Raw genomic sequence first — 24,672 nt, 5'->3', positions numbered from 1 at the left:
GTGCGCCGAACCTTGGTCCCCCGATTCGGCGAATTGTGACAAAGAATCCGCCCTTCCGAACCTGTGGAATAGCACTACACGTCAGGTACGAGCCACTCACCGGCTAGGCCACAACCGTCGATCGGTACCAGACGAGACGAGCCAAAGATCTCAGGAGGAAGCGTGGAACCCAGGAAGATTCGGGTCGGTATCGATACCGGCGGAACGTTCACCGACATCGTGGCAGTGGACGACGAAACCGGCGCCATCGTCACCACCAAGACCCCGTCCACCCCGGCGGATCCCGCCGAGGGCTTTCTCGCCGGTATCGAGAAAGTGCTCGCCAAGCTCGGCGAGAGCGGCGACTCGATCGGTGCGGTCAGCCACGGCACGACCGTTGCGACCAACAAGCTGCTCGAAGGCAAGGTCGAGAACCTCGGCTTCATCACCACCGAAGGCTACGAACACGTTCTCGAAATCGCTCGTCAGTCGGTGCCGGACGGCTACGGCAACTCGTACTTCTGGGTCAAGCCCGAACGCATCGTTCCCGCCGATCGTGTACGCACCGTCGGTGGACGGCTTTCCTTCGACGGCAGCGAGATTCGTCCGCTCGACGAAGAGAGCGTCCGCAGCGCAGCGCAGTTCTTCAAGGACCGCGGCATCCGGACCATCGGCGTCTGCCTCATGCACTCGTACGCCGATCCGACGCACGAGGAGCGCGTTCGCGACATCCTCTTCGAGGTCTTCCCCGATGCGACGGTGAGCATCTCGAGCCAGGTGCTTCGTGAGTACCGCGAATACGAGCGGTCCATCACCACTCTCGTCGACGCCGCGGTCAAGCCGAACATCCGAAACTACGTGAACAACATCGCGAATCGTCTGCGTGAGTTCTCGACCACCGACGGCGAACCCCGCGACATACCGTTCTACGTCATGAAGTCCAACGGCGGTGTCCTGTCAGCCAAAGAGGTTGTTCACCAGCCTATTACGACAGTCCTGTCGGGACCGGCTGCCGGAGCTCTCGGTGCTGCGCTGATCGCCGATGCGGCCGGCGTCGAGCAGGTGTTGACCTGTGACGGCGGCGGAACATCGACGGACGTCACCGTCGTGGTTTGCGGCGAGCCCGCGCTGACCACCGAAGGGCGAGTAGGCAACTACCCCTCGAAGATCCCGATGATCGACGTCGTGACCGTCGGCGCCGGAGGTGGCTCGATCGCGTGGATGACGCCGGAACGCACCCTCCGAGTCGGCCCTCAGTCGGCGGGCGCCGATCCCGGACCGTTGTGCTACGGCAAGGGCGGCAGCGAACCGACCATCACCGACGCGCACGTCCTGCTCGGGCGCATCCCACCCCATCTGCTCGGCGGCGAAATTCCCCTCGACACAGAACTGGCACGCAAGGGCCTCGAAGAGCTTGCAACACAGCTCAGTCTGGGCTTCGAGGAGTGTGCGGTCGGTGTCCTCGAGGTTTCGGCGTGGAACCAGGCCAACGCCCTGCGTCAGATCACGGTCAAGCGTGGCCTCGACGTTCGCGACTTCACCCTCGTGACGTTCGGCGGCTCCGGCTCCCTGCTCGCCTGCCGTCTCGTCGACATCCTGGGTCTGAAAGACGTTCTTGTCCCGCTCAATCCGGGTAACGTCTCCGCGTTCGGTCTGCTGACGGTCGATGTCCGCAACGACTACGTCCAGACGCATGTCAGTCGTCACGACCGGTTGAAGGCTGAAGACCTGCAGAGTCAGTTCGACGCGCTGGCCGGCGAAGCCGAGATCGCGCTCGCCGAAGAGGGTTTCGACGAGACGCAGCGCAAGTACTCCCGTACTGCGGATCTGCGTTACCTCGGTCAGGCCTTCGAGGTACGCGTCCCGGTGGCGGAAGGTACCGTCACGGCGCAGATCATGGACGACGCGGCCGAGGCGTTCCATCAGGCGCACCGCGAACTGTACGGCTACGACTTCCGGGGAGACCCGTCGCAGCACGTGGAATGGGTCAACCTGCGCGTGAGCGGCATCGGCCCGATCAAGCGTCCGACGCTCAAGGAGATCCCCGCCGGCACCGGCGCCGACAACGCCCGAACCGGTTCGCGGCAATCGTATTTCGACAGCTGGGTCGAAACTGCTACCTACGACCGCACGCTGCTCGGTGCGGGTGACGTCATCGAAGGACCGGCCGTGATCGAGGAGTTCAGCTCGACTGTCCCGATCCACCCCGGATTCTCGGCACGTATCGACACCTTCGGGAACATTCGTATCTCGAAGTCTTCCGACTCGAACGGAGTGAAGTGATGACCGCCATTCTCGATGCTGCTGCTGCCACCGCGGCCAAGCCGTACCGACTCACCGCTACCGACGGCGCGTCACCTGATCCGATCCTGGTCGAGATCGTCGCCGGTTACCTCGCCAGCGTGGAAATGGAAGTCGAGACCTCCATTTCGCGCACCTCGCGTTCGCCGATGATCCGTGACGCTCACGATTTCCGCGCGGGTATTCACGACCGGAACCTCCGCAAGCTCACGGGCCGTTCGTATTCCGCCCTGGTTCATCCGATCGCCCGGGACTTCCCACTCGAGACGATGAAGCCGGGAGACGTGTACTTCCACAACGACGTCTACCTGTCCGAAGGTGGCATCGGCCATCTCCCCGACCTCTGTGTCACGGTGCCTGTCTTCGCCCGCGTCACTCCCGATGCCGAGCCGAAGGTTGTTGCGTTCGTTCAGGCGTTCGGTCACCACGACGACATCGGCGGTTGCTGCCCCGGCTCCATGCCGTCCGGCGCCACCACGGTGTACGAAGAGGGACTGATGGTTCCGCCGATCAAACTGTGGGACCAGGGAGTTCCCAACGAGGCGGCGCTGCGCATCATGACGCGTAACTCCCGCATGCCGGACGCTCTCGCAGCTGACCTCGACGCCGAGTGCTCGGCGTGCCTGATGGGTGCGCGTCGACTCACCGAATTGTTCGAGCGCTACGGAGTCGACACCGTCGAGTCGTGCTTCGACGCGATGATGGACGCGACCACCGAGACGTACCGCCGCGAGATCCTCAGCAAGATCCCGGTCGGTGAGTACACGTGGGAGGACTACGCCGAGCACGACGGCGTCGACGAGCCGATGCTCCACATCCAGCGCATCACGCTCACGAAGACGCGGCCGGAGGACGAGGGCGGCGAGCGACTCATCCTGGACTTCAACGGAACCGGACCGCAGGCAAAGGGCCCGATCAACCACTGCGGTGACTACGCGGACGGAAACTTCCTCATCAAGTGGTTGGCCCCGATTCTGCGTAACCTCGCGGACACCCCGGAGCGCATGGCCGAACTGGATGTCAACGAGGGCGTCGTACCGCTGATCGAGATGAAGTTCCCCGAGAAGGGAACATTGATCACCCCGATCTTCCCTGCCCCCACCAACGCTCGCACGTTTGTCATCCTCCGTCTTCTCGGAGTGCTGGCCGGCGTCGTCGCCAAGGCTGTGGACGGCAACATGCCCGCCGATCAGGAGACCATCAGGTACACCGGCGTTTACGGTGAAGACTTCGAGGGTCACTCGTACCTCATGCGTGAGGTGCTCGGCGGCGGTTCGGGCGGACGCTATTACGCCGACGGTGAGGATACGATTCACGTCGTTCCCGATTCACGGAACCTGCCGACCGAATTCACCGAGAGCCGTTTCCCCTTCATCGTCGAGAAGCTCGGTCTGGCCATGGATTCCGGCGGAGCCGGACGCTACCGCGGCGGCCTGGGATACGAGAAGCACATCCGGATGCTCAAGGATGCGCACTTCATGTCCATTGCGGATCGTTCGATCCTCGCCTGCTGGGGAGTCAAGGGCGGCAAGGCCGGTCGGCCGTTCTCCGTGGTCCTGGATCCGGGTGGACCGAACGAGCGTGAGTTCGACGCGCTGACCGATGCCGAGCCGATCAAGGCCGGCGAGGTCGTACGGATTCGCACCACCGGTGGTGGCGGTTGGGGAGATCCACTGGAGCGCCCGATCGAAGAGGTCTTGCGAGACATTCAGTGGCGCAAGGTTTCCGTAGAGGGCGCACGCGACGACTACGGTGTTGTCATGATCGAGGGTGACGAGCCGTCCGTCGACGAGGCTGCTACCACGGAGCTACGGGATCAGTTGCGCTCGGAGCGCGGTGAGAACGAACCCTTCTTCGATCGGGGTCCGGGCTACGCGCAGCTTTCCGGTGGCGCCACCTCAGCGGTCTACGACTACGTCTAGGACGGAAAACTCTCATGGAGAACGGAATTGCTCGCGGCGCCGACATCGCGGTGATCGGTGCCGCGGGTAAGACCGGTGAGGCAGTCGTCGCTGCACTGCCGCCGAGCGTGACAGCTCGGCGACTGGTGCGAAAGGCGCGTGTCGACGGGGACTTCGAGGTAGAACTCGAAACGGGAAGAGGGCTGCGCAAGGCGCTCGCCGGGTGCCGAGGTGTGTACTTCATTGCCCCGAACGTCCATCCCGACGAGCCGGCACTGCTTCGCAATGCGCTGACGGCAGCGGCTTCGGCGGGGGTGGAGCACTTTGTCTATCACTCCGTGGCGTGGCCGTTCAGCCCGTCAATGCCGCATCACCTGGACAAAGCCAGGTGTGAGGACGAACTGCATCGTTCTCCCTTGAAATGGACTGTGCTGCAACCATGTGCGTACGCGCAGAATTTCGAAGCGGTACTCACGGGTCGGTCAGAGACCATCGTCGTGCCGTACAGCGCGGACACGAGGTTTTCGTTCGTGAGTCTGGCGGACGTGGCAGCTGTTGCCGCGGTCGTCCTGAGCGAGGGCCCGGGCGAGCATCACGGAGCGACGTACGAGGTGGGCGGCCCGCAAGCTCTGAGCGTCATGGAGGTGGCACAGATGGTGGAGAAGCAGACGTCACGTACCGTCGCGATAGAACAGATCAGCGTGGATCAATGGCGTGAACAGATCGGCAGCGGCCTGGACGTCAACGCGAGCTCACGATTGGCGGCGATGTTCGAGTTCTACAACCACCACGACTTCCTTGCGGGCAGTGCTGCCGTGGAACTGCTTCTGGGTCGCCGACCGATGGGCGTCGAGAGCCTGATGCGGTGAGGCTTGCTACGCAATGCCCCCTGCCGCCCAGACAACCAGTGGGGGCAGGGCGGCGAGGATCAGGCAGACCGTTCCGTTGAGCCACTTGTGTTCCACCGTGACGGCGGCGAACTCGCGCAGAATAGCGCTCGGCAGGTAGTACCGGGCGGTGTGGGAACCGACGACTTCTGCGTCCAGATCGAGGCTTCGGGCAAACGTTGCGGTTCGGAGTATGTGGAAGTTGCTGGTGACCAGAACCATTCGAGGCTTCGTGGTGTCGGCGCGGAGAAGGTCCCTGGTGTACTCGAGATTCTCGAGCGTGGTGGTCGAACGGTCCTCTAGCATCACGTTCTCGCGCGGGATCCCGTGATCGACGAGGTAGACGCACATTGCCTCAGCCTCGCTGACCACCTCGTCCGATCCCTTCCCGCCGCTGACGACCAACAGCGGGGAACGTCCTTCGCGGACCTCGGCGCGGAAGACGTCCGCGGCCTTGTCCAGACGGCTGGCCAGCAGGGGCGTCACGTCGGCACCCGAAAGCCCGGCGCCGTGCACCACTATCGCGTCCATCCCGGGCTGGTACTTCTGGCGTCCGTACACGTAGGAGTAGAGCAGAAAGCTCGTGAACAGAAACCCCAGGTACGACGCGACCAGGCTGAACGATCCGAGAACGACTGCGAGCCAATATCTCTGCGTCAGCAACGCTGATGCGAGCAGTACGTAGGGAACGAGCAGTCCGAGTCCGGCGACGAGGGAGAGCAGGTTCGCCACGCTGAATCCCTCGCGCCGCAGCATCGTGACCCCGTTGACGATCAGGAATCCTGCAAGCAGGAGCACCAGCAACGGCGAGAGCAGAGCGATCGTCGCGATGACGAACGACGGGATCTCGGTCCCCGGTGCACCCGACTGCAGCATCCACAGACCGGTGAAGATCACTCCGAGAAGTAGATAGACGCCGTTGCTCAGCCTCCGCCGATCCTGCCTGAACCGGTAGCCGCAGAATCCGAGCAGCGCGAGGCCGATGAGGAGAAGGATCACGGAGCCAGACTAGGCGAGGTGCCCACTACACGGGCGCCACCGTTTTGGACTGCTGGATTGCGGACAGCACCCTGGTACGGCACTCGATGAACAGTGGGTCCGCCTTGGTGGTCAGTTGATCTCGAGCTCCGGTCAACGGGACGTCGACGATGTCCTGCATCAATGCCGGCGTTCCGCCGAGTACGACCACTCGATCGGACAGGTACACCGATTCGTCGACGTCGTGGGTGACCAGGAGGACGGTGATACCAAGATCACGTTGAAGCGTCAGCAGCAGGTCTTCGAGTTCCGCGCGGGTCTGCGCATCGACCGACGCGAAGGGTTCGTCCATGAGGAGTACCTGCGGCCGATAGGCGAGAGCGCGAGCTATCGCTACTCTCTGCTGCATTCCGCCGGACAACTGCCAGGGGTAGGAACGCGCAGCACCACCTAGACCGACAACGGCGAGTGCATCGGTAACCCTCTCGTTCTGAACCTTCCGCGCCAGACCGTTGCCCCGCAGCGGCAGGCGAACGTTCTCGCCCACTCGAAGCCACGGCATCAGTGTGCGTCCGTAGTCCTGTGACACGAGAGCCAGAGTGGCCGGCGGTGCATCGATCGCGATCCCGGCGATGCGGACCTCACCGGTGGTCGGCTTCTGCAGACCGGCGATGCAACGAATCAGCGTGCTTTTGCCGATGCCGGAATGGCCGACGATGCAGACGATTTCTCCCGGTGCGACCGTAAGGTCGATCCCGCGGAGCACTTCGCGGCCGGTGGGGCCGCCGTAGGTCACCCCGAGGCCGTTCAGTTCGACTGCGGGTATCGATGCCGCAGGTTCTGTGGATGACATCAGTTTCCTTTCACTGCGAGAGCGTCGTGGGTCCGCGGCTGCCATCTGAGCAACCATCGTTCGATCACGCCGTATCCGAGGTTGAGCACGTATCCGATGATTCCCAACAGGAGAATTCCGGACCACATGTCCGCGATGGCGAATGTCTGTTGCGCGACGATCACGAAGTGGCCGATTCCTGCAGTGGAGACATACATTTCGCTGCCGACCATGATGACGACACCGATCGCGAGACTGGTACGGATACCGACCGTTATCTGTGGCATCGCTCCGGGGAGGAGTACCTGCGTCACCAGGAGGGGTGTACGGATCCGGTAGCTGCGCGCCACCAATCGGATACTCGGGTCGATGGAGCGAATGCCGTCGAGGGTGTTGAGGAGTATCGGCCAGACCGCACCGAAGGCGATGGCGGCAACGTTACCCGTCGAACCGGTTCCGAAAACGATGAAGAGGGCGGGCAATACGGCCAGCGCCGGAATGGCGCGGAAGAACTGGAGAAACGGATCGGCAATATCGGCAGCCAGCGGGAACAGTGCCAGCAGGAGACCGGCGCCGATGCCGACCACCAGTGCCACGGCGAGACCGAAGGCAAGGTTGGTCAAGCTCGGTACGACGTCGTGGGCGAATCCCGGACCGAACCAGTTGTCCACAAACGCTTTCCAGATACGCGACAGTGGCGGGAAGTAGGGCGACTTGCTCGACTCCGAACCGAGGTACCATACGACGACGATCAAGATCGGCAGCCACAACTCCCACGCGAGGAGTCGAAGTCCTGACATCATCTTCACGTCGTCATCCTCCTCGGGATGTAATGCCAAGCAAGTAAACGATTCTCGATCGCCATCACGGCGAAGGCGAGCAGCATTCCGAGTAGTCCGGCGACGATGATCAGTGCGAACATTCGATCGGGGACGGATTGGCTCAGCAGGATCTCCTTACCGAGTCCCGGCACGCCCGCGATCAATTCTGCACCGATGGTCAGCAGCAAGCTCAGTGTTGCCGAGATGCGAATCCCGGTGAAGATGTAGGGCATCGACGCCGGTGCGACGACGAGAGCGAGTCTGCGCCACAGCGGAAGTCGGAAGGAGCGTGCGGTCGCCAGCAGTTCCGGGTCGACGTTGCGCACACCGTGAATGGTCTGGAGCAGAATCGGCCACACACTTACTGCCACGATCAGCGCCACCGCCATCCGTTGCGTCGGGCCCATGATCAGCAGAAAGAGCGGAATGATTGCGAGCGGCGGAACGGTTCGGCAGAAGTCGACGACGAAACGGGAGGAGACCGTCAGGAACGGGTGCGCGGCGAGCAGCAGTCCTGCCGGGATTCCGATCACCAGGCACAGAGCCAATCCGATCGCCGTGGTGGTCACCGTTTGTCCCAGTGATGTCCACAACGATGACGTGCCGAGTTCGTTCACAAGGGCCACTGCCACGTCGCTGAACTTCGGAATACCTTTGACGTCCTCGCCGCCCAGCATTCCGAAGATCTGCCAGGCGGCTGCCAACGCGAAGAGCGTCAGCAGCCGACCGAGCAGAACCTGCCTGCGGCGAGTCTGCAGGGTTGTCAAGGCGGACAACTCAGTTGGCCGGTGTCAGCAGGGATTCGGCCTCGACCGAATCCGTCAGTACCCCGTACTTGACCAGCAGTTCGATCTCCGTGCCCAGAGCACCCGGTTCCACTACTGCGACGAACTGAGGATTCTTGCTGTTGGCCAGCATTTCGAGCGGAATCTTGGCTTGTGTCGAGAGTGCAGCCTTGACGGCGCCCGGATTCTGATTGGCGTAGTCGACGGATTTGGCAAGCGCCGTACGGAATTTGGCGAGTGAGTCCGGGTTCGCGTCGACAAACGATTCCGAAGCGACCAGCGAGGTCCCTGGCACACCGGGCGCGGCCAAGGGGAAGGGGTGGCCGAGGATCTTCAGCCCCGAGTCGGTTGCTTTGCTCAGGAACGGATCGATGAGGAATGCCGCATCGGCTCCGCCAGTGGAAACAAGGTCACCGAGGTTGGGCATGGGCGCCTGAATGAACGAGATCTTGTCCGCTGCTCCACCGGACTTCTCCACCGCAGCAGAGATGACTGCCTCGCTGACGGACTTCAATCCGCTGATCGCAACGGTTTTGCCTTCGAGGTCACGGAAGCCGCTGATGGAACTGTCTTTGGCGACGACGAGGCCGGACTGGTCGACGCCGTCACTCGCGGCAAAATTCGTGAGTCCTCCGACGATGGTGACGGGCATGTTCTGGCTGCGTGCCTGAATTGCGGCGGCGGCGGTCGTGGCTGCCATATCTGCATTTCCGCTGAGCAGCAACGGAATTTGAGCCGAGGAACTGGCGCCGCCCTCGACGAGTTGGATGTCGAGTCCTTCGTCGGTGAAGTATCCCTGCTCCATTCCGAGCCAGATCGGTGCGAAGTCTGCGATCGGCTGAGGTGCGATTCGAATCGTGGTGGTCTGGGTGCCCCCGTCGTCGGAGGCCGTGGCGTCGCTCGAGCAGCCGGTCAGTGCCAATGCTGCGGTCGCGACCGCAGCTAGGGCAACAACTCTGAACCGTGGTGTCGACCGAAGGGTATGTCCAACCGTCATGTCCGAAAGCCTCTCGCTGGGAAATATATGACTTCCTTGCCGGTAATCCGGTGGGAAGGTGAAGACGCTCAAAGAATTCCGTACGCCGGAACGATTGTTGTGACTATAGTAATTTCCAAGACGAATGCCAAGGGTTTTCCAAGAACACGAGATTTCGGATCGCCGGGTACATCCACGGCACCGGGAGGGGATCGGATGACGAAGGGTTCTGCGTCCGCCGTCGACAAAGCGCTGGATCTACTCGAGGCCATCGCGCGCTCGACCACGCCGATGAAGCTCAGCGAACTGGCAGAAGAAGTCGGGATGCTCCGCCCGACTGCGCACCGAGTGCTCGGAGAACTCGCGAACCGTGGTTGGGTCTTCCGCTACGACGGTCGCTATCTCCCCGGCCCGGCTGCACTGCAGGTTTCCCACGAAGCGGCAGCGCACTCGTTGGCGGCCTTGTGCGATCCGACCATGCGGGTGCTGTCCGAGAGCACGGACATGATGGTGAATCTGCAGGTTCTCGAGAGCGGCGGAACGCGGATCATCGCGGCGCTGCGTCCCGAGAGACTCAAGATGATCACTCGGATGCTCGGGGATCTACTTCCGCCGCACCGGTTCGCGGGTCCGCTCGCGTTGGTCGCGGCACTCGAGGACAACACCCGGGCGCCCTACCTGGCGATGGTGGAGAAGAGTGGCTATCCGCTGGAAGGCCCCACCGGCTTTCTCGCCGACATAGCCGAGACGCAGAAAACCGGATTCGCCGTTGTACACAAACGATCTCAGGACATCATCGGTTCGGTCTCGCGTGCAGTGTCTTCCCGCAAGGGATCTCCGCTCTGCGCGTTGACGGTGATCGGGTTCGATACCGACTTCGATGCGAAAACGACGCGAATGGTCGAAGAACACCTGCTGCGGGCCACCGATGAAGTGCAGCAACTCCTCACTGACCACACTTCGGGCAAGCGCCCGTCCGACACAGGAGAAGAAGGATGATTTCACGGACCGAGGGCTTCATCACCGTCGCAGACGGCGAACGGGTCTGGTACGAGACTGCCGGCGAAGGCCCGGATCTGATTCTCACGCACGGGCTCGGCGGCAACGCCGCGGTCTGGTACCAACAGGTACCGTACTTCGCTCAGCATTATCGGGTAATCAGCTGGGATCAGCGAGGATTCGGCCGGTCCACCAACGAAAAGGGCAACCACGGCCCGGTAGCGGCAGTCTCGGATCTGATCGAAATCATGAACCTGTTGGAGGTCGATCGAGCGCACGTGGTCGGCCAGTCGATGGGCGGTTGGGCCGCATTGGGGACCGCGATCGCTGTTCCGGAGCGGGTGGAGTCGGTAGTCCTGGCCTGCACGACCGGCGGCATTCCCGTCGGATTCGGTCCGGACGGCGCACCTCCCCTCACCGCGGTGCCCGTCACGGCGCGGCCACTGGGGGAACACCCCGCTGTGGGCGGACGGTTGCCGAGCTTGGACATGGCGAGGGCATACCTGTACCAAGCTCTCGGCACCTTCGGCCATCGCCCACCTGACACCGAGTTCTTCCGAATTCTCAAGGCCCACAACTACTCGCCGAGCGATCTTGCCGCGGTGACGGCGCCGGTTCTGCTGATCGCGGGTGAGCTGGACGATTTGATGACACCCGAGCGGATTCGCAGCGCCGCCGAGTTCCTGCCCCACGCCGAAGTGGTCGAACTTGCCGACCGCGGCCACTCCCCCTACTTCGAGGACCCACACGCGTGGAACGAGTTGGTGGCGCACTTCCTGGCCGATGTTCGTGCCCGCCCAGTGCGCTGAAACACCAACTCGTCACGCATATTCCAACTCCGAGGAGATCTAATGGATTCATCTCAGACCGTCGAGTTCATCCCACCCGCTTTCGATACGCCGTTCTCTACCGGAGTGCGCGTCGGAGACGTTCTGTATCTGTCGGGTCAGATCGGCATGCTCCCGGACGGGACTTTGGCCGACGGCTTCGAAGCGCAGGCTCGACAGACCATGGAGAACATCGTGGCTTCGCTGATCGCTTACGGTTCCGGCGTCGAAGCAATCTTCAAATGCACTGTCATGCTTGACGACATGTCTCGTTGGCAGGAGTTCAACAAGGTCTACCTCGAGTACTTCCCGGCGTCGAGACTGCCGGCCCGCAGTGCGTTCGGAACAGACGGACTGGCGCTGGGTGCGCACATGGAGGTCGAATGCATGGCGTACACACCGCGGGTCTGACTGCTCGCGGGCACTAGCCGTCCCAATCCACACGTTCAGCCAGGCGCAGCAATGTGCGTCGGCGCGTAGTGCTGGTTTCGCCGATGTGAGCGATCCGGCCGTAGATGTGGGCGCGGAAGTTCTCGATACCGTCCCGATTCTGTTCCTGCGCAGAAGTACTGGCGGCATTGTGCAGCAGGGCGCGCAAGCGATCGTAGTCGTCACGCGGATACGACGGTTGGTCGTTGATCACCAATCCGGTGAGGTGTTGGCGTCGATGAGGGCGCATCACCTTGGTCTTTCGTGGATGGATGGCAAACCCTTCGTCCCTGGCGATCTGCTCGACCGTCCAGAGGAGGGTTCCGACGTCGGCTACTTCAATTCCGGAGAACGCGAGGTCGTCGGCGTATCGGGTGTAGGTGAGCCAGTTCGCTTGTGCGAGTCCACTCAAGCGGATGTCGAGTTTGCGTGCGACGAGATTCGCCAGTGCAGGCGAAGTTGGCGCGCCTTGCGGAAGATGCGCGGTGCGTAGCTGTGATGCCTGTGCATACGGTAGTCCGCGCAGGGTATCGGCAGGTGTTGCAACAGTGCACAATCCGGTGAGAACTTCTGCCACTGCGGGTGGATAGCCGAGGGCGGTGAAGACGGCGTGGACGCGGCTGCCGCTGATCGAGGGGAAGAACTGCGCGAGGTCCACACCGATCACGATTTCCGACTGTGCGTGCGGCGCTGCAAAAGTCAGAGGGCTTCGACCACGGACAAATCCGTGTGCCGCGTCGTGCGGGGGCACCAGGTCGAGTATGCGGCGCAGAATCTTGCGCTGAATTTCGCGCAATCGAGGTTTCGGTACCTCGAGGAGGCGAGCGCCGGTCTTCTTGCTGATCTGCATGGGCCGGTAGTGGCGTAGCGGTAGGGGTTTCGTGCGGAGCCAATCCCCTCGGTCGGCAAACCACTCGAGTTCGGAGATCGTCAGATCCAGTGAACGAGCCAGGTCCACACTGGTGTTGTAGCGAGGAACGTCGAACTGCCACACCGAGGATTCATTGGTGTCCAGTGAGAGAGGAACAGGCCGCAGGCGAGGTAGTTCGCGAAGCAATCGGTACAGCGTTTGCGGTTCGAACGGTGGGGCGGGCATGAGGTCGAGAACGCGCACGGCCAGGAGCGTCGGGGAAACGCCGAAGACGGTTCCGAATGCCTCCTCGAGGCCGCTGAGGGTCCACGGAGCATCAGCAGCCGCAACGGCCAGACGACGCGCCAACTCGGGATCGAGCTCGAAGTCACGCATGATTCGACCCCGGGATGCGACGGGGCGGGGTGACCAAATCCTTTGTCCGGTGCGGCGGCAAGCACGCGGAGCGTGCCGAACGCCGGTGGACGCAGCATCCAATTCTTCTGGCCGACCCAGGGGTTACCCCTGAGACTGGTCGCGTGGACCAACTCTCACCCACGCGCCGCCGCATCCCTTCACAATGGCAGACCGTTCGGTATCTGTCACGTGTGAAGCGGATCTGTCAGGTGTGGGCCCTCAGATCGACGAACGATCCGAACCGACGAACTCGCTGATCCACGGCACGACTGCTTCGCGGACGGTGACCGCCTGCGGCAGTAGTCCGTTGCTCAGCAGGAGATCGGCCGCGCGCTGCTGCTCGTCGAGGAACTCGTCGGTGACCGGGTTGACACCGAAAGGACGTCCGCGCAGTGCAGCTTCCCAGGCATTGATGCTCGCGGACCCGCCACGCTTCTCGATGTCGTCGACGAAGATCTGCGCGGCTTCGCGGGGGTTGGCTTCGATCCAGGCGTCGGATTCCTGCAGGGCCTCGATGATCGCCTGGAGGGCCTCCGGGTTGGTATCCGCGAAATCGCGCCGGGTGAACCACAGTGAGGGGTGGCTGAAGAGTCCGTCGGTGGCGATCAGCGTGCGCAGTTCGTGGTTCGCTTCGATGTCGGTCAGCCCCGGGTACGCCCCTACCCAGGCATCGATGGTGCCGTCGACGAGGTCCGCTCCACCACCGCGCACGTCGGTGTCGACAGGGACGATGTCGGACCAGGTCAGCCCCGCCTGATCCAAGGCGAACAACAAAAGTGTGGTCTGCCATGATCCGTGCGCGATGCCGACGCGCTTGCCGCGCAGGTCCTCTACCGTGTTGATCTCGGACTCTGCCTTGACTACCAGGCGCCCGTTCTCCACGCGGGGGCCGGAGATTCCGATGTAGACGAGATCGCGGCCCTGAGCCAATCCGGTGACCGGCGGCGTGAATCCGGTTCCGATCACATCGTATCCGCCCTCCTCGAACAGCCAGTCCGAGTGCAGGGTCGGCAAGGCGTTTTCCGGGTTCACTGCAGGCTTGGCGGGAAGCTCACGCAGGTCCACCCACTCGACGTCCGGGAGACGACGTTCGAGGATTCCGGTGTGGCGCAAAACGAACAGTGAATTGTTGTGTGGGAAGTATCCGACGCGAACGGTCATGAGATCTACGCTTTCCTGTTCTGAATCAGTGATGGGGGTGGCTAGATGAGGCCGCGTCGACGCGCCTCGTCGGCGAGTCCGCTACGGCCCCACTGGACCGTGAGGTTGGACGGATCGAATTCGACCGAACCGCCGAGGGTTTCGGCGATCGCCTGGAACTGCGCGCCTTCCTCGAGGAGGACGACGAACTTCGCGAGGTCGAGCAACCCGCTGCGGCCGATGACGTTGACCCCGCCGTTGGCTTCGAAGATCGCCACCAGATCGGGATCGTGTTCGAGACGCTCGAGAATGAACTCGCCCGCAGAACGGGACCGATCGATGTGCGGCGGAATCTCTCGGGAGAGCGTCAGCCTCTGCGAAGCCGCATATCGGATGGGTAGCGTCCGGTGTGTCTGGGCCCAACCGCCGAGCCACGGAGTGTGGATGTGGACAACGCTGGTGATTTCCGGATGCTCACGGAACACTGACGCGTAGCCGGTGACAAAACCAGCCGATCCGTTGCCGGACAGCACCTCTCCATCGAACGTAGCGACAACCGGTGACACCGACGGATCGTCCGCCCACGGTCCCGGGTCGTTCAGGGCGACCGCGATTTCGGTGCCGGGTACGCGTTCGACGAAGTTCACGGTCCCGTTGGCTGCAACCGTTCCAGTCTTGCGGAAGACGTCGAATGCCTTGTCTGCTGCTTTGCGCGCTGCTTCGACGAATGCTGCGGTATCGGCGTCGAGTCGAGTTTCGGTGGTGGTCATCGAGTCTCCAGTCCAGAAGGTGTGATCGGGGTGCGCTGCAGGAGGGGAAGAACTTCTTCGCCGACGCGGTATGCCTCTTCGAGATGCGGGTTACCCGCGAGGATGAAGGCGTCGACGCCCAGTTCGCGCAGCTCGTCGAGTCTTTCGGCGACCTGTTCGTAGCTGCCGACCAGTCCGAACGCTGGTCCGCCGCGGATGAGGCTGAAGCCACACCACACGTTGGGCTGCACTTCCAGATCTCGGTAACCGGTGATGTGTTCGGGCACCCACCCCTTGATGCGGGCGGCGCCCACCGAATCACCCTGCGCTGCGCGGTCGGCGGCCCCCTTGTCGACGAAAGCCCAGCCTTTCTCGATCTCGGCCCACGCGGCTTCTTCGGTGTGCCGGGCAACGACGTCGATGCGTACGGCGAACTTCGGGGTGCGTCCCAGCTTGGCCGAGTTCTCCCGCACGCCGTCGATCTTGGCTCTCAGATCGGCGTACGGCTCCAGCCAGGAAAGGTAGTAATCGGAGTGCAGTCCGGCGGCGGCGACGGCTGCTGCCGAAGATCCGGAGAAGTACACCTCGGGAAACGGCTGGCCGGCAAGTCCGGGTGGCAGTGCAGCGCCGTGGGTTTGGAAGAAGCGACCGTCGAAGTCGAAAGGTTCGCCGTCCCACACACCCTTGAGGACATCGAGGAACTCGGATGTCCTGGTGTAGCGATCGTCGTGGTCGACTTTGTCGCCCCACCACAGCTGAGGCGCGCCGCCTCCACCACTGATGATGTTGTAAACCAGACGTCCGCCAGTTGCTCGCTGCAGACTCGCCGACATCCGCGCGGCCTGCACCGGGTGAAGGAACCCTGGTTGGAACGCGACCATGAAACGGTACGTGGTGGTCTCGGCGGCCAACGCTGCTGCGGTCGCCCACGGATCCTCGGTCATCGGGAAGGACGGCAGCAGTCCACCGAGGAAGCCGGCAGACTCGGAAGCCTTTGCCACTGCGGCCATGTGGTCGATGTAGCTGTATCCGTCCAACTCGCCGCCGCGGATCGCGGGAGCGATGTTGCCCGGCCCGTATCCACCGGCATCGCCGCGGTTGTAGCGACGCGGAGTACGCAGCGACGCGTGGTCGCCTTCCATCCCGATCCGCCAATAGAAATCGATGCTCATGCGGTGGCCTTCTCTTCTGTGGTGGCCTTCTCTTCCTTGCGGATCCGACCCTCGGGATCGACCAGGTGCAGGAGATGCTCGCCCGCCCGGTGCAGCTCTTCGATGTGTGGCCGACCGGACAGGACGAAACCGTCCACGCCGAGATCGCGATACGACGACAATCGCTGCGCCACTTCCTCGTAGCTTCCGACGAGGCCGATACTGTGCTCGTAGCCGATGCGGTCGAATCCGGACCACAGGATGCCGCCCCGGTCGATCTCGAGTGCAGCGGAATCGGATTCTCTCAGTTGCCGTTCGACGCGAGCCCAGGCTTCGTCGGCTGTCTCCCTCGCGATGATCGGGATGCGCAGGACCTTCTCGACGGTCCTGCCGAGTTCGGATGCTCGGTCGTCGAGGGTGGTGATCCGTGTCGACAACTCGCCACCGGAAAGGGTGAACTGATGGACATCGGCATGGTGGGCCGAGAGTTCCAGAGCTTCCGGTGAGTCTCCGGTCAGATGTACTCGGGGAAAACGGAGTCCCGACAAGATGCCTCGGAATCCGCCGCCGAGTACGTCGTAGTACTCGCCGTCGAAGTCGTAACCCGTGCCGCCGAATCCGCCGGGGAGAATCTTTTCCTCGTTCCACACACCGCGTGCGACGGTCAGGAACTCCGCGGCGCGCGCGTAGCGGTCGGCTCCTCGAACCGCGTCTCCGCGAGCAGCGGCGTCTTCGGGGTCCGTCTCTACCTTCACTCGCCATTCGAGACGACCTGCCGACAGGCGCTGAAGTGTCGCCGACATTTTGGCGGCGTAGACGGGGGTGCCGAAAGTGGGGTGAAACTCCACGACCACTCGCGAATGACGCGTCTGACGTAGGGCGGCGGCAGCAACGATCCAGGATTCTTCGCCATTCGGATCGTACGGTGCGACAACGCCGTCGACGCCCGACAGTTCGGCTGCGAGAACGATCTGTGCCAATTCGTCGAAGGGCCCGAAGTTTCCGGGGCGAACATCGGTCGCGACGGTAGTCGGTCGCTGTGGCCCGAAGCCGCCGCGACTGTTCAGTGCGGCCACGGCCCGGCGTCCGTCACCGCGCGAGGGCAGCTCCCAGTAGACGTCCGTCATTCTTCTGTGCCCTTCTGCGCGGCGACAAGTGCGCGTGCCTGTTCCAGTGGTTCGTGCGCCACCCAGGACTGCAGGTCGAAGTCGGCGGCAAGGAAGCCATGCGCATACAGGAATTGTTTCTGCATGCCGAGCAGGTCCACACGCTCGTCCGACAGGCTCAAATGCAGTCCGGTGTGGAAGTTCTCGCCGTAGGCTGCCACCACACCTTCGGGCCCGGACTGTGTTTCGGTCTGCAGCACGGCTCGGGCCTCGTCGATGTTGGCTGCGGCCCAGTCCGCTGCTCTCAGGCTCTCGGCGAGGAAACCGACGACGATGTCCGGGCGCTGTTCGAGTAGGTCGGCATGAACCGTGATCGGTCGTGGGGTGCCGTTGTTCACGCGATCACGGAGGGATGCAGTGGAATCGAGATCGACGGCCACGGCGAGGCCGTGTTCGCGGGCAACTTCCTGGGCGCGGGCGCCCTTGACGTAGATGGCATCGACGTCGCCGCGGAGCAGGGATTCGACACCCCACGTCGTGTTGCGGGTGGACGAGGCGGTGCGGACCTCGGGGGCTGCGGTCGTCGCAACCTCGACGAGGGTGACGTCGGCAAAACTCAACTCGCCCAGTCGAAGTGCGGAGGCGAAGCCGTGCAGGGCCATGGCGCGAGGAAAGCTCCTGGCCTGATCCGCAGCCCAGGCCGGGATTCCGATCCGAGCGCCGGCCAGAAGACCTGCTTCTCGGATGTCGGAGTCTCCGCGCACCAGGATCGCCTGGGCCTCGTCGATCCAGGTGAGCCCGATGAGCCGCGTCGGAGAACCACTGGCACGCGCGGCCAGTGCGGGGACGTTGCCGCCCTCGCGAATGAGTCCGGAGAGGTGGTGATCGAAATGGCGCACTGCCAATTCCGGTCCGGCATCTTGCAGTACGCCGAAACGCACTCCGGATTCGTTTGCCGTCCGGTCGAGCCAACCGAGACTGTTGGCGAGACCGCTGGCGGTGGGAACGGGGCAGCGGGTGTACCAGAGTGTGTCGATTGCGGAATCAGCGATCAATGTCATGACTGTCCTGTCCGTCGGGGAAGGTGCGGCCGACACCGAGTTCCTTCAGGAAACTCGCTCGGTAGCGCAAAGATTCGGGATCGTTCCGATCGCGGGGGCGTGGCAGGTCGATGTCGACGTCCACGGCAAACCCGCCCTTGTCGAGGATGAGCACGCGGTCGGCAAGTCGTACGGCTTCGTCGACGTCGTGCGTGACGAGTAGTACAGCCGGACGGTGGCGGGCGACCAGATCGCCTACCAAGTCTTGCATTTGGAGCCTGGTCAAAGCGTCGAGGGCCGCGAACGGTTCGTCGAGCAGTAATAGTTCAGGTTCGCGAACGAGAGCGCGAGCCAATGCGACGCGTTGGGCCTCGCCGCCGGAGAGGGTGGCCGGCCAGGCACGGTGCTTGTCCGCGAGGTTGACCTCGGAGAGTGCGTTGCGTGCATTGTCGGTCACCTGACGTGACCGCTTCTGTCCGACTGTGACATTAGCCAGAACTCGCTTCGACGGGATCAATCGCGGTTCCTGGTAGACGACCGTGCGGTCGCGCGGAACCAGCACCTCGCCGCTGTCCGGTGCTTCCAAACCGGAGAGCACTCGCAACAGGGTCGTCTTGCCGGTGCCGCTGGGGCCGAGGAGAACGACGAACTCTCCGCGTGTGATCTCGAGGTCGATGCCGCCCAGAACAGTCTTGTCACCGAACGACTTCCGCACTCCGGTGAGTGAGACTGCCACTGGTGATCCGGCTCGTCGTTCGGCCGCGGTGGTACCGGTCCGCTCACGCGTTGCCAACGGTGGTAGAGGTGCTTCGGAGGTAGGCAGCGAGCCGACGGTCGTGTTCGTCATCGCGCCACCGACAATCTCCGCCACGGCATGGAGTACCGCTCGATCAGCCTGACGACGGCGTCGAAGATGAGACCCAGCGCCGCGTACATGACGATGCACAGAACCATGTAATCGGTGCGGTTGTATTCCTGCGCCAGAGTGACCAGGTATCCGATCCCCTCACGTGTGCCGACCTGCTCGGCGGCGATCAATCCGGTGATGCTGAGCGACAGGCAGATTCGAAGCCCCATCAGAACACCGGGGAGGGCGGTCGGAAGAATCGCTCCGAACACCAGTCGCCAACCTGTCAGTCCGAAACCCTGTGCCGCTTCCACCATCTTGCGATCGACCCCGCGCACACCGAGGTAGGTGTACGCGTACATGGGGGCGACGGTCGCGACCGCGATCAGGACCACCTTGAAAGTTTCGTCGATACCGAACCAGGCGATGAACAGCGGAACGAGCGCGAGGAACGGGACCGCGCGATTGATCTGCATGGTCGAGTCGATCAGTTCTTCGCCGAGCGAGGAGAGACCGGAGAGAACCCCGAGCACCAATCCGACGATCACACCGACCGAAACACCGAGTGCAGCACGTTGAAGCGACGCGAGACCGAAGTCGACCAACTGACCCGACTGGTACAGCTCGGCGAATGCCGTCCACACCGCCGGAGGTCCGGCCAGGATCTCTTCGCGGATCAGTCCGGTAGCGGATCCGATCCACCATCCGGCAACCAGCAGCGCGGGCACGAGGAAGCGGAGGGGGATCGAGACCCACTTGGGCCTGCTGCGATTGCGCCGGTAGCGGGGCGTTTCGAGTTGCGGATGCTCCACTGACGGCGACGCCGTTCGTGCGGGCCGGGTCAGCGTCACCATCGGGTCACTTCCCCTCGGTGGTGGGCGCTGCCGCTGCCGAACCTGCCACAGCACCCTGGAGGTCGAAGATCACATCGCTGCCCTTGAGGGGCTGCTGGATCACCTTGTTCTCGGCGAACAGCGTGGAGATGGATTCGAGGTCGGTAGCGTCGGCTGCAGTCGGGTAGCGGAAGTTGGTGATCTGGCCGCCGAGGGTGATCGCGTCGTCGAGTCGCTGTCCGGAGAGTGCACGCGGACCGGTCTGTTCGAAGACGTTCTCGAAGGCTGCTGGGTCGGCCTGCTGCTTCGCGGTGAGTTCCTGGGTGACCTCGAGGAACTTCTGGACAACCTCGGGATGGGCTTCGAGTACTGCGGTGCGGCCGGCGATGATGGTGCTGTCCACGGAGTCGATGCTCGCCTCGGTTGCGATCTCGACCGCGCCCTTGGCCTTCGCCTCCTGATACGGAATCAGGAACGATGCCCACGCGTCGACCTGCCCGGTGGAGAACGCCGACGCCGCGTCAGCCTGTTGCAGCGGAACGCGTTCGACGGAATCGATCGGCACTCCGGCCTGTGTCAGGGCCTTGAGCGTGATGTACTCGCCCTTACCTGCAGGGTTGACGGCGATGCGCTTGCCGGCCAGATCTGCGACGGTCTTGATTCCGGATTCCGGAGTGGCGATGATGCCGGCCTGGTCCTTGTTGTACGGGTCGGACGTGGCGAAGATGCGGACACCCACGTCCTTGGACAGTGCGCCGACGACGGGACTGTATGCGCCGGTTTGGATGTCGAGTTCTCCGCTGTTGAACAGTTTGAGGTTGGAGCTGAATCCCGGTGTGGTCTTGACCCATTCGATCTTTGCGCCCAGCGGTGCCAGCGCCTCGTCGTAGGTTCCGTCACGCTTGCCGACGGCGATGGCACCGGAGTTTCCGGGATCGAAGACTTTGAGCGTGAAGTCGGCGCTGGAATTGCCTGCGGCGCTGTCGGAATCGGAAGACCCACACGCCACCGCCAACCCGGCCAGCGGGATCATGGCGAGCGCAGCGGCAGCTCGTGGCAGTCGGCGGAAGCGGGACATGTATGTGGCTCCTTCAGGCGTTGATTCGTCAGAACTGACGACGATGACGCTATTGGGTGCCTGTCCGTTTTACCCCCGTTTGTTTTCTGGAGATTGGAAATCTTGACAACATCGGAAGTCTGTTCATCTGGGCTTTTATGGACCGTCGTCTGGTTCCTTTCCACCTGATGGAAAGGATGGCCGGACTGCTGGGTCCGTGTTAGCGTCCGATTCTCAGGTCGATCAGGCCACAGCGAAAGGATCGTTCGTGACGGACGCACGCGGCGCGGGAGTTCAGACGGTAACCCGTGCCCTGACCATGCTCACATGTTTTCGCAGTGGCGAAGAACTGGGAGTCTCGGAAGTTGCGCGGCGACAAGAGCTTGCGGTCAGCACCACGCATCGATTGCTGCAGTCTCTCGTCGACGCGGGGTTCCTCGAGAAGGACGACGCAACCAGTCGGTATCGCATCGGCGCGGCGCTGGCGGCTTACGGACAGGTCTCCTACCGGCAGCATCGGATCTATCTGTCCGAGCCCTATTTGGAGCAATTGGCCGCGACGACAGGAGCATCCGCCTCCCTGGCAGTGCGAAGCGGAAGTGAGGTGGTGTTGCTCGGATTCAGTCGGTGGCGCGAGGCCGACGGGCACGTGCTCCAAGGTGTCCGCCTTCCCTTGCATGCGAGCGCACTGGGGAAGGCCTTTCTGGCTTGGTCCGATGTCGACGATTCCGAGCTCGCTGCGCTGCCACGTGAAGCGACCACTCAGCGTGCGATCACCGACGTTGCCGGTATCCGCCGGGAATTGGAACTGACTCGTGAGCGAGGATACGGATTCAACGACGAGGAGTTGACCCCGGATTACCGAACGATCGGAATTCCGATCATCGATGGATCCGGCACTGTGCGTTACGCTCTCGGGCTTCGTGGTCCGGTCGAGCTGATGATCGACGAACGGATTCCGTTCCTCGCCGACCTTGCCAAGGTGACTGCGCGACAGATCGGTGAAGTGCTTCTCTGAACTGGCGTGAAGCGCTTGTGGCAGATCCGGCCGAACGTGATTACCGTTGAAGTCGAGGGCGCGATCGCACAATGGCTACGCGACGTGACCGCGTCCTCGCGAGCGTGGAGACGAGTGATGACGACGATCGGTGTCGTTGCCCTGCTGCTGGGCGTCCTGTTGATCGTGGTCGAGGCGCATGCCCCAACCGCGGGGGTGCTCGGTGTGCTTGGAGCACTCATGATCGGTGCCGGCGTCTGGATGCTTTTCACATCCGACGGTATCGGCCAATTGATCGCGATCCCGGTGACGGCGGGAGTCGCGGTAGTCGGCCTGGGCGTGGTGGCGGTAGCGAGTCGAAAAGCGCTTACCGCGCGCCGCGCTCCCGTGCGTACGGGGACGGAATCTCTTGTCGGTTCCGACGCGACCGTTCGCAGTTGGACCGGCGCGCAGGGTCAGGTCGAGCTTGACGGCGGATTATGGAGTGCTCGAATGGAATTCGGGTACGACGACTCCGTGCCTGCCGTGGGCGAATTCGTCGTCGTAGAGCAGGTACGAGGCCTGACTCTGAAAGTGCGCCGTCGTGAACCGTGGGAGCTGCCGCTATGACCACCGTGCTTGTCATGTTGTCCGTGTTTGTCGTGCTGATTGCAGTCCTTGTGGGAATGTCGGTGAGAGTTCTGCGCGAGTACGAGCGCGCGGTGGTGTTCCGCCTCGGCCGATTGATCACCTTGAAAGGCCCAGGCCTGGTGATTCTGGTGCCGGCGATCGATCGCATGGAACGGGTCAGTCTGCGAACCGTCACGCTGAAAATACCGGTCCAAGAAGTGATTACCCGCGACAATGTTCCGGTGAAGGTCACCGCCGTCACCTACTTTCGGGTCGTCGACGCTGACCGTTCGATAGTCGAAGTCGAGGACTTTTTGGCCGCCACCTCACAGATCGCCCAGACCACACTGCGCTCCATCCTCGGTAAAGCTGAGCTGGACTCGCTGCTATCCGAACGTGAACGCCTCAACGAGGATCTGCAGAAAGTCATCGACCAGCAGACCGAACCGTGGGGCGTCAAGGTCACGACCGTCGAGATCAAGGACGTCGAGATTCCAGCCAACATGCAGCGCGCCATCGCCAGGCAAGCAGAGGCCGAACGTGAACGTCGAGCCAAGATCATCAACGCCGACGCCGAGTTTCAGGCTTCGGCCAAGCTCGCCGAGGCGGCCGAGGTGATCAGCCGCAATCCGACCACCCTGCAATTGCGATATCTGCAGACACTTCACGAGATCGGTAGCGAGAACAACTCCACCGTTGTCTTCCCCTTGCCGCTGGATCTTGTCCGGCCCTTCATGGGCGGCCAAACGGAGGTTTCCACAGCCACCCAAGAACATGCCCGTTCTGTCTGGAATGCGAAAGTTGTTGATTAGCAGCTAGTTTCATCTCGATATTCTCTTGTATTCGAAACTGTGTTCGAATATGATTGCTGCATGGACAGTCGGGATCCGTGGCAACTGGATGGCGAGGACCTCAAGAGTGAGGTTCTCGATCTGGTGCGCGCCCGGCACGAGTTGCAGTCGCGGATGGTGTTGCTGATTGTGGAGATGTTTTCCCGTGAGGTTCTCGGGGGGAAGGGTTTTCGGGCGATCGCGCAGTGGTTGCATGGTTCGACGAATTTGGAGATCGGTGAGTGCAGTCTGCTGGTCGGGTTGGCGCGGTTGTTGATGCTCGAACCTGTTGTCGCGGATGCGTTTCACCGGGGTGACGTTGATGCGTTGAAAGCCCGGCAGGTGGCGTCGTTTTGTCAGCATCCGCCGAAGAACATGACCCTGGCGGATGTGGACAAGGCCCGCGGGATCCTGCTCGGCCTGGCGGCGAAGAACATTGCCGATTGTGATGCAGTGCGGGCAGCGATTCGGCGGATCGAGAAGCAGTACGGCAAGCGTGAGGACGGCGTCCCGGTCGGGGAAGATTCCGAACGTAACGAGTTCTACGCCTCGAAAGGCTTGTACGGGCGGGTCACTGTGAAGGGTGATCTGGATGCGGTCAACGGGGCACGGTTGATCACGCTGCTGTCGAGCCTGTCCGCTCCGACACCGGAGAAGGACGGCGTGAAGGACACCCGCACGCCGGCATTACGACGGGCCGATGGGTTTTGCGAACTGTTGCGCCGGTACGAGCGAGCGGGGTTGGGTCCGATCGAGGGCGGCGTGAAACCACACATCACGGTCACCGCGTCCGCGAAAGACATGACGGACCTGCAAGCGTTGAAAGACCTGTTGCCGTCCACGGAGGAGTTGGGGTTCGCGTGGACGGATTGGGTGGGTCCGATCAGTATCGATACCGCACGGATGCTGGCGTGCGACTGCACCGTCACCCGAATTGTGTTGGATGAGAATGGTGTTCCGCTCGACTGCGGTAAGGAAGCGAGAACGGCGACGGTTCCGCAGCGGCGGGCGTTGGCGGTTCGTGATGGTGGGTGTGCGTTTCCGGGGTGTGGGACGCCGTCGGGGTGGTGCGATGCTCATCATATTGTTCACTGGGGTGATGGTGGCCCAACGGATCTCGACAATCTGATCTTGTTGTGCGGTCATCATCATCGGACACTGCACCATACGGAGTGGCGGGTGGAGATCGGTCCGGATCGGAAGACGGTGTTCTACCCGCCGATGTCGATCGATCCGTATCAGCAGCCGATCGGCGGGAACAGCCCGCCCACAGCAGCCTGAACGGGCGCAACTGAATACGTACACACCGGGGCATAGCCATGCCCCGGTGC

24 protein-coding genes are annotated in these 24,672 nt (G+C 62.7%); 10 read left to right on the top strand and 14 right to left on the bottom strand.

What is annotated here, in order from left to right; genetic code table 11:
- Positions 1-162 precede the first annotated feature (162 nt).
- Genes AC3WQS_RS23515 through AC3WQS_RS23505 form a run of 3 tightly spaced genes read left to right on the top strand, consistent with a single transcriptional unit; the run spans position 163 to position 5,050 of the window.
- Positions 163-2,262 carry a hydantoinase/oxoprolinase family protein gene (locus tag AC3WQS_RS23515; protein ID WP_492712513.1) on the top strand — a complete coding sequence of 700 codons (2,100 nt, stop codon included), beginning with the start codon at positions 163-165 and terminating at the stop codon, positions 2,260-2,262.
- A complete protein-coding gene (locus tag AC3WQS_RS23510) occupies positions 2,262-4,202 on the top strand; it encodes a hydantoinase B/oxoprolinase family protein (RefSeq protein ID WP_069145277.1) in 1,941 nt (646 codons plus the stop codon). Before AC3WQS_RS23515 ends, AC3WQS_RS23510 begins: the two co-directional genes overlap by 1 nt.
- Positions 4,203-4,216: 14 nt before the next feature.
- On the top strand, positions 4,217-5,050 hold the full coding sequence (locus tag AC3WQS_RS23505; RefSeq protein WP_492712514.1) for an NmrA family NAD(P)-binding protein: 834 nt from the start codon (positions 4,217-4,219) through the stop codon (positions 5,048-5,050).
- 6 nt (positions 5,051-5,056) lie between these two features.
- Here the strand turns inward: AC3WQS_RS23505 and AC3WQS_RS23500 are convergent, their stop codons facing one another.
- The 5 genes from AC3WQS_RS23500 to AC3WQS_RS23480 are packed head-to-tail and all read right to left on the bottom strand — an operon-like array spanning position 5,057 to position 9,481.
- A complete protein-coding gene (locus tag AC3WQS_RS23500; protein ID WP_428690271.1) occupies positions 5,057-6,067 on the bottom strand; it encodes a YdcF family protein in 1,011 nt (336 codons plus the stop codon).
- A gap of 25 nt (positions 6,068-6,092) precedes the next feature.
- Entirely contained in the window at positions 6,093-6,899 is an 807-nt protein-coding gene (locus AC3WQS_RS23495; RefSeq protein WP_492712515.1) for an ABC transporter ATP-binding protein, read from the bottom strand.
- The gene (locus tag AC3WQS_RS23490; protein ID WP_492712571.1) at positions 6,899-7,681 is read right to left on the bottom strand and encodes an ABC transporter permease; all 783 of its coding nucleotides are present in this window, start codon (positions 7,679-7,681) and stop codon (positions 6,899-6,901) included. Before AC3WQS_RS23490 ends, AC3WQS_RS23495 begins: the two co-directional genes overlap by 1 nt.
- A gap of 2 nt (positions 7,682-7,683) precedes the next feature.
- Positions 7,684-8,466: an ABC transporter permease gene (locus AC3WQS_RS23485; protein ID WP_492712516.1), complete on the bottom strand. Its 783-nt coding sequence runs from the start codon at positions 8,464-8,466 to the stop codon at positions 7,684-7,686.
- A 10-nt stretch (positions 8,467-8,476) separates the two neighbouring features.
- Positions 8,477-9,481 carry an ABC transporter substrate-binding protein gene (locus AC3WQS_RS23480; RefSeq protein WP_060939381.1) on the bottom strand — a complete coding sequence of 335 codons (1,005 nt, stop codon included), beginning with the start codon at positions 9,479-9,481 and terminating at the stop codon, positions 8,477-8,479.
- 195 nt (positions 9,482-9,676) lie between these two features.
- Between AC3WQS_RS23480 and AC3WQS_RS23475 the strand changes: the two genes are divergently transcribed.
- The 3 genes from AC3WQS_RS23475 to AC3WQS_RS23465 are packed head-to-tail and all read left to right on the top strand — an operon-like array spanning position 9,677 to position 11,697.
- A complete protein-coding gene (locus AC3WQS_RS23475) occupies positions 9,677-10,459 on the top strand; it encodes an IclR family transcriptional regulator (RefSeq protein WP_019746079.1) in 783 nt (260 codons plus the stop codon).
- Positions 10,456-11,268 (top strand): alpha/beta fold hydrolase, encoded by an 813-nt coding sequence (locus tag AC3WQS_RS23470; RefSeq protein WP_492712517.1) that lies wholly within the window; start codon positions 10,456-10,458, stop codon positions 11,266-11,268. The genes AC3WQS_RS23475 and AC3WQS_RS23470 overlap by 4 nt, the downstream gene beginning before the upstream one ends.
- A 42-nt stretch (positions 11,269-11,310) precedes the next feature.
- Positions 11,311-11,697: a RidA family protein gene (locus AC3WQS_RS23465; RefSeq protein ID WP_003946047.1), complete on the top strand. Its 387-nt coding sequence runs from the start codon at positions 11,311-11,313 to the stop codon at positions 11,695-11,697.
- A 13-nt stretch (positions 11,698-11,710) separates the two neighbouring features.
- On the opposite strand, the gene AC3WQS_RS23460 is transcribed toward AC3WQS_RS23465, so the two are convergent.
- The 9 genes from AC3WQS_RS23460 to AC3WQS_RS23420 all read right to left on the bottom strand — a co-directional run bounded on the left by AC3WQS_RS23460 (position 11,711) and on the right by AC3WQS_RS23420 (position 20,926).
- On the bottom strand, positions 11,711-12,961 hold the full coding sequence (locus tag AC3WQS_RS23460; protein ID WP_492712518.1) for a reverse transcriptase family protein: 1,251 nt from the start codon (positions 12,959-12,961) through the stop codon (positions 11,711-11,713).
- 240 nt (positions 12,962-13,201) lie between these two features.
- A complete protein-coding gene (locus AC3WQS_RS23455) occupies positions 13,202-14,143 on the bottom strand; it encodes an ABC transporter substrate-binding protein (protein WP_141488107.1) in 942 nt (313 codons plus the stop codon).
- A gap of 41 nt (positions 14,144-14,184) precedes the next feature.
- Positions 14,185-14,892, bottom strand: a complete 708-nt coding sequence (locus AC3WQS_RS23450) for a class II aldolase/adducin family protein (RefSeq protein WP_020909735.1) — start codon at positions 14,890-14,892, stop codon at positions 14,185-14,187.
- Positions 14,889-16,043 (bottom strand): LLM class flavin-dependent oxidoreductase, encoded by a 1,155-nt coding sequence (locus AC3WQS_RS23445; protein WP_003946051.1) that lies wholly within the window; start codon positions 16,041-16,043, stop codon positions 14,889-14,891. The genes AC3WQS_RS23450 and AC3WQS_RS23445 overlap by 4 nt, the downstream gene beginning before the upstream one ends.
- Positions 16,040-17,149, bottom strand: coding sequence for an LLM class flavin-dependent oxidoreductase (locus AC3WQS_RS23440; RefSeq protein WP_355332922.1), 1,110 nt, complete (start codon positions 17,147-17,149; stop codon positions 16,040-16,042). The genes AC3WQS_RS23445 and AC3WQS_RS23440 overlap by 4 nt, the downstream gene beginning before the upstream one ends.
- Positions 17,146-18,189: an ABC transporter substrate-binding protein gene (locus AC3WQS_RS23435; protein WP_492712519.1), complete on the bottom strand. Its 1,044-nt coding sequence runs from the start codon at positions 18,187-18,189 to the stop codon at positions 17,146-17,148. The genes AC3WQS_RS23440 and AC3WQS_RS23435 overlap by 4 nt, the downstream gene beginning before the upstream one ends.
- Positions 18,173-19,015, bottom strand: a complete 843-nt coding sequence (locus AC3WQS_RS23430; RefSeq protein WP_029256741.1) for an ABC transporter ATP-binding protein — start codon at positions 19,013-19,015, stop codon at positions 18,173-18,175. The genes AC3WQS_RS23435 and AC3WQS_RS23430 overlap by 17 nt, the downstream gene beginning before the upstream one ends.
- Positions 19,012-19,869, bottom strand: a complete 858-nt coding sequence (locus AC3WQS_RS23425; protein WP_019746071.1) for an ABC transporter permease — start codon at positions 19,867-19,869, stop codon at positions 19,012-19,014. The genes AC3WQS_RS23430 and AC3WQS_RS23425 overlap by 4 nt, the downstream gene beginning before the upstream one ends.
- A 4-nt stretch (positions 19,870-19,873) precedes the next feature.
- Positions 19,874-20,926 carry an NrtA/SsuA/CpmA family ABC transporter substrate-binding protein gene (locus tag AC3WQS_RS23420; protein ID WP_019746070.1) on the bottom strand — a complete coding sequence of 351 codons (1,053 nt, stop codon included), beginning with the start codon at positions 20,924-20,926 and terminating at the stop codon, positions 19,874-19,876.
- Between the two features lie 247 nt (positions 20,927-21,173).
- On the opposite strand from AC3WQS_RS23420, the gene AC3WQS_RS23415 reads away from it, so the two are divergent.
- From AC3WQS_RS23415 to AC3WQS_RS23400, 4 genes are all read left to right on the top strand, one after another.
- The gene (locus AC3WQS_RS23415; RefSeq protein WP_020971387.1) at positions 21,174-21,923 is read left to right on the top strand and encodes an IclR family transcriptional regulator; all 750 of its coding nucleotides are present in this window, start codon (positions 21,174-21,176) and stop codon (positions 21,921-21,923) included.
- Positions 21,924-22,040: 117 nt separating this feature from the next.
- Positions 22,041-22,511, top strand: a complete 471-nt coding sequence (locus AC3WQS_RS23410) for an NfeD family protein (protein WP_080910792.1) — start codon at positions 22,041-22,043, stop codon at positions 22,509-22,511.
- On the top strand, positions 22,508-23,323 hold the full coding sequence (locus AC3WQS_RS23405) for a slipin family protein (protein ID WP_492712520.1): 816 nt from the start codon (positions 22,508-22,510) through the stop codon (positions 23,321-23,323). Before AC3WQS_RS23410 ends, AC3WQS_RS23405 begins: the two co-directional genes overlap by 4 nt.
- Positions 23,324-23,383: 60 nt before the next feature.
- Entirely contained in the window at positions 23,384-24,622 is a 1,239-nt protein-coding gene (locus AC3WQS_RS23400) for an HNH endonuclease signature motif containing protein (RefSeq protein WP_492712521.1), read from the top strand.
- Positions 24,623-24,672 lie beyond the last annotated feature (50 nt).

It is taken from the genome of Rhodococcus sp. FW305-130, from assembly GCF_058788335.1.
This window is presented reverse-complemented; position numbering and strand designations above follow the sequence as displayed.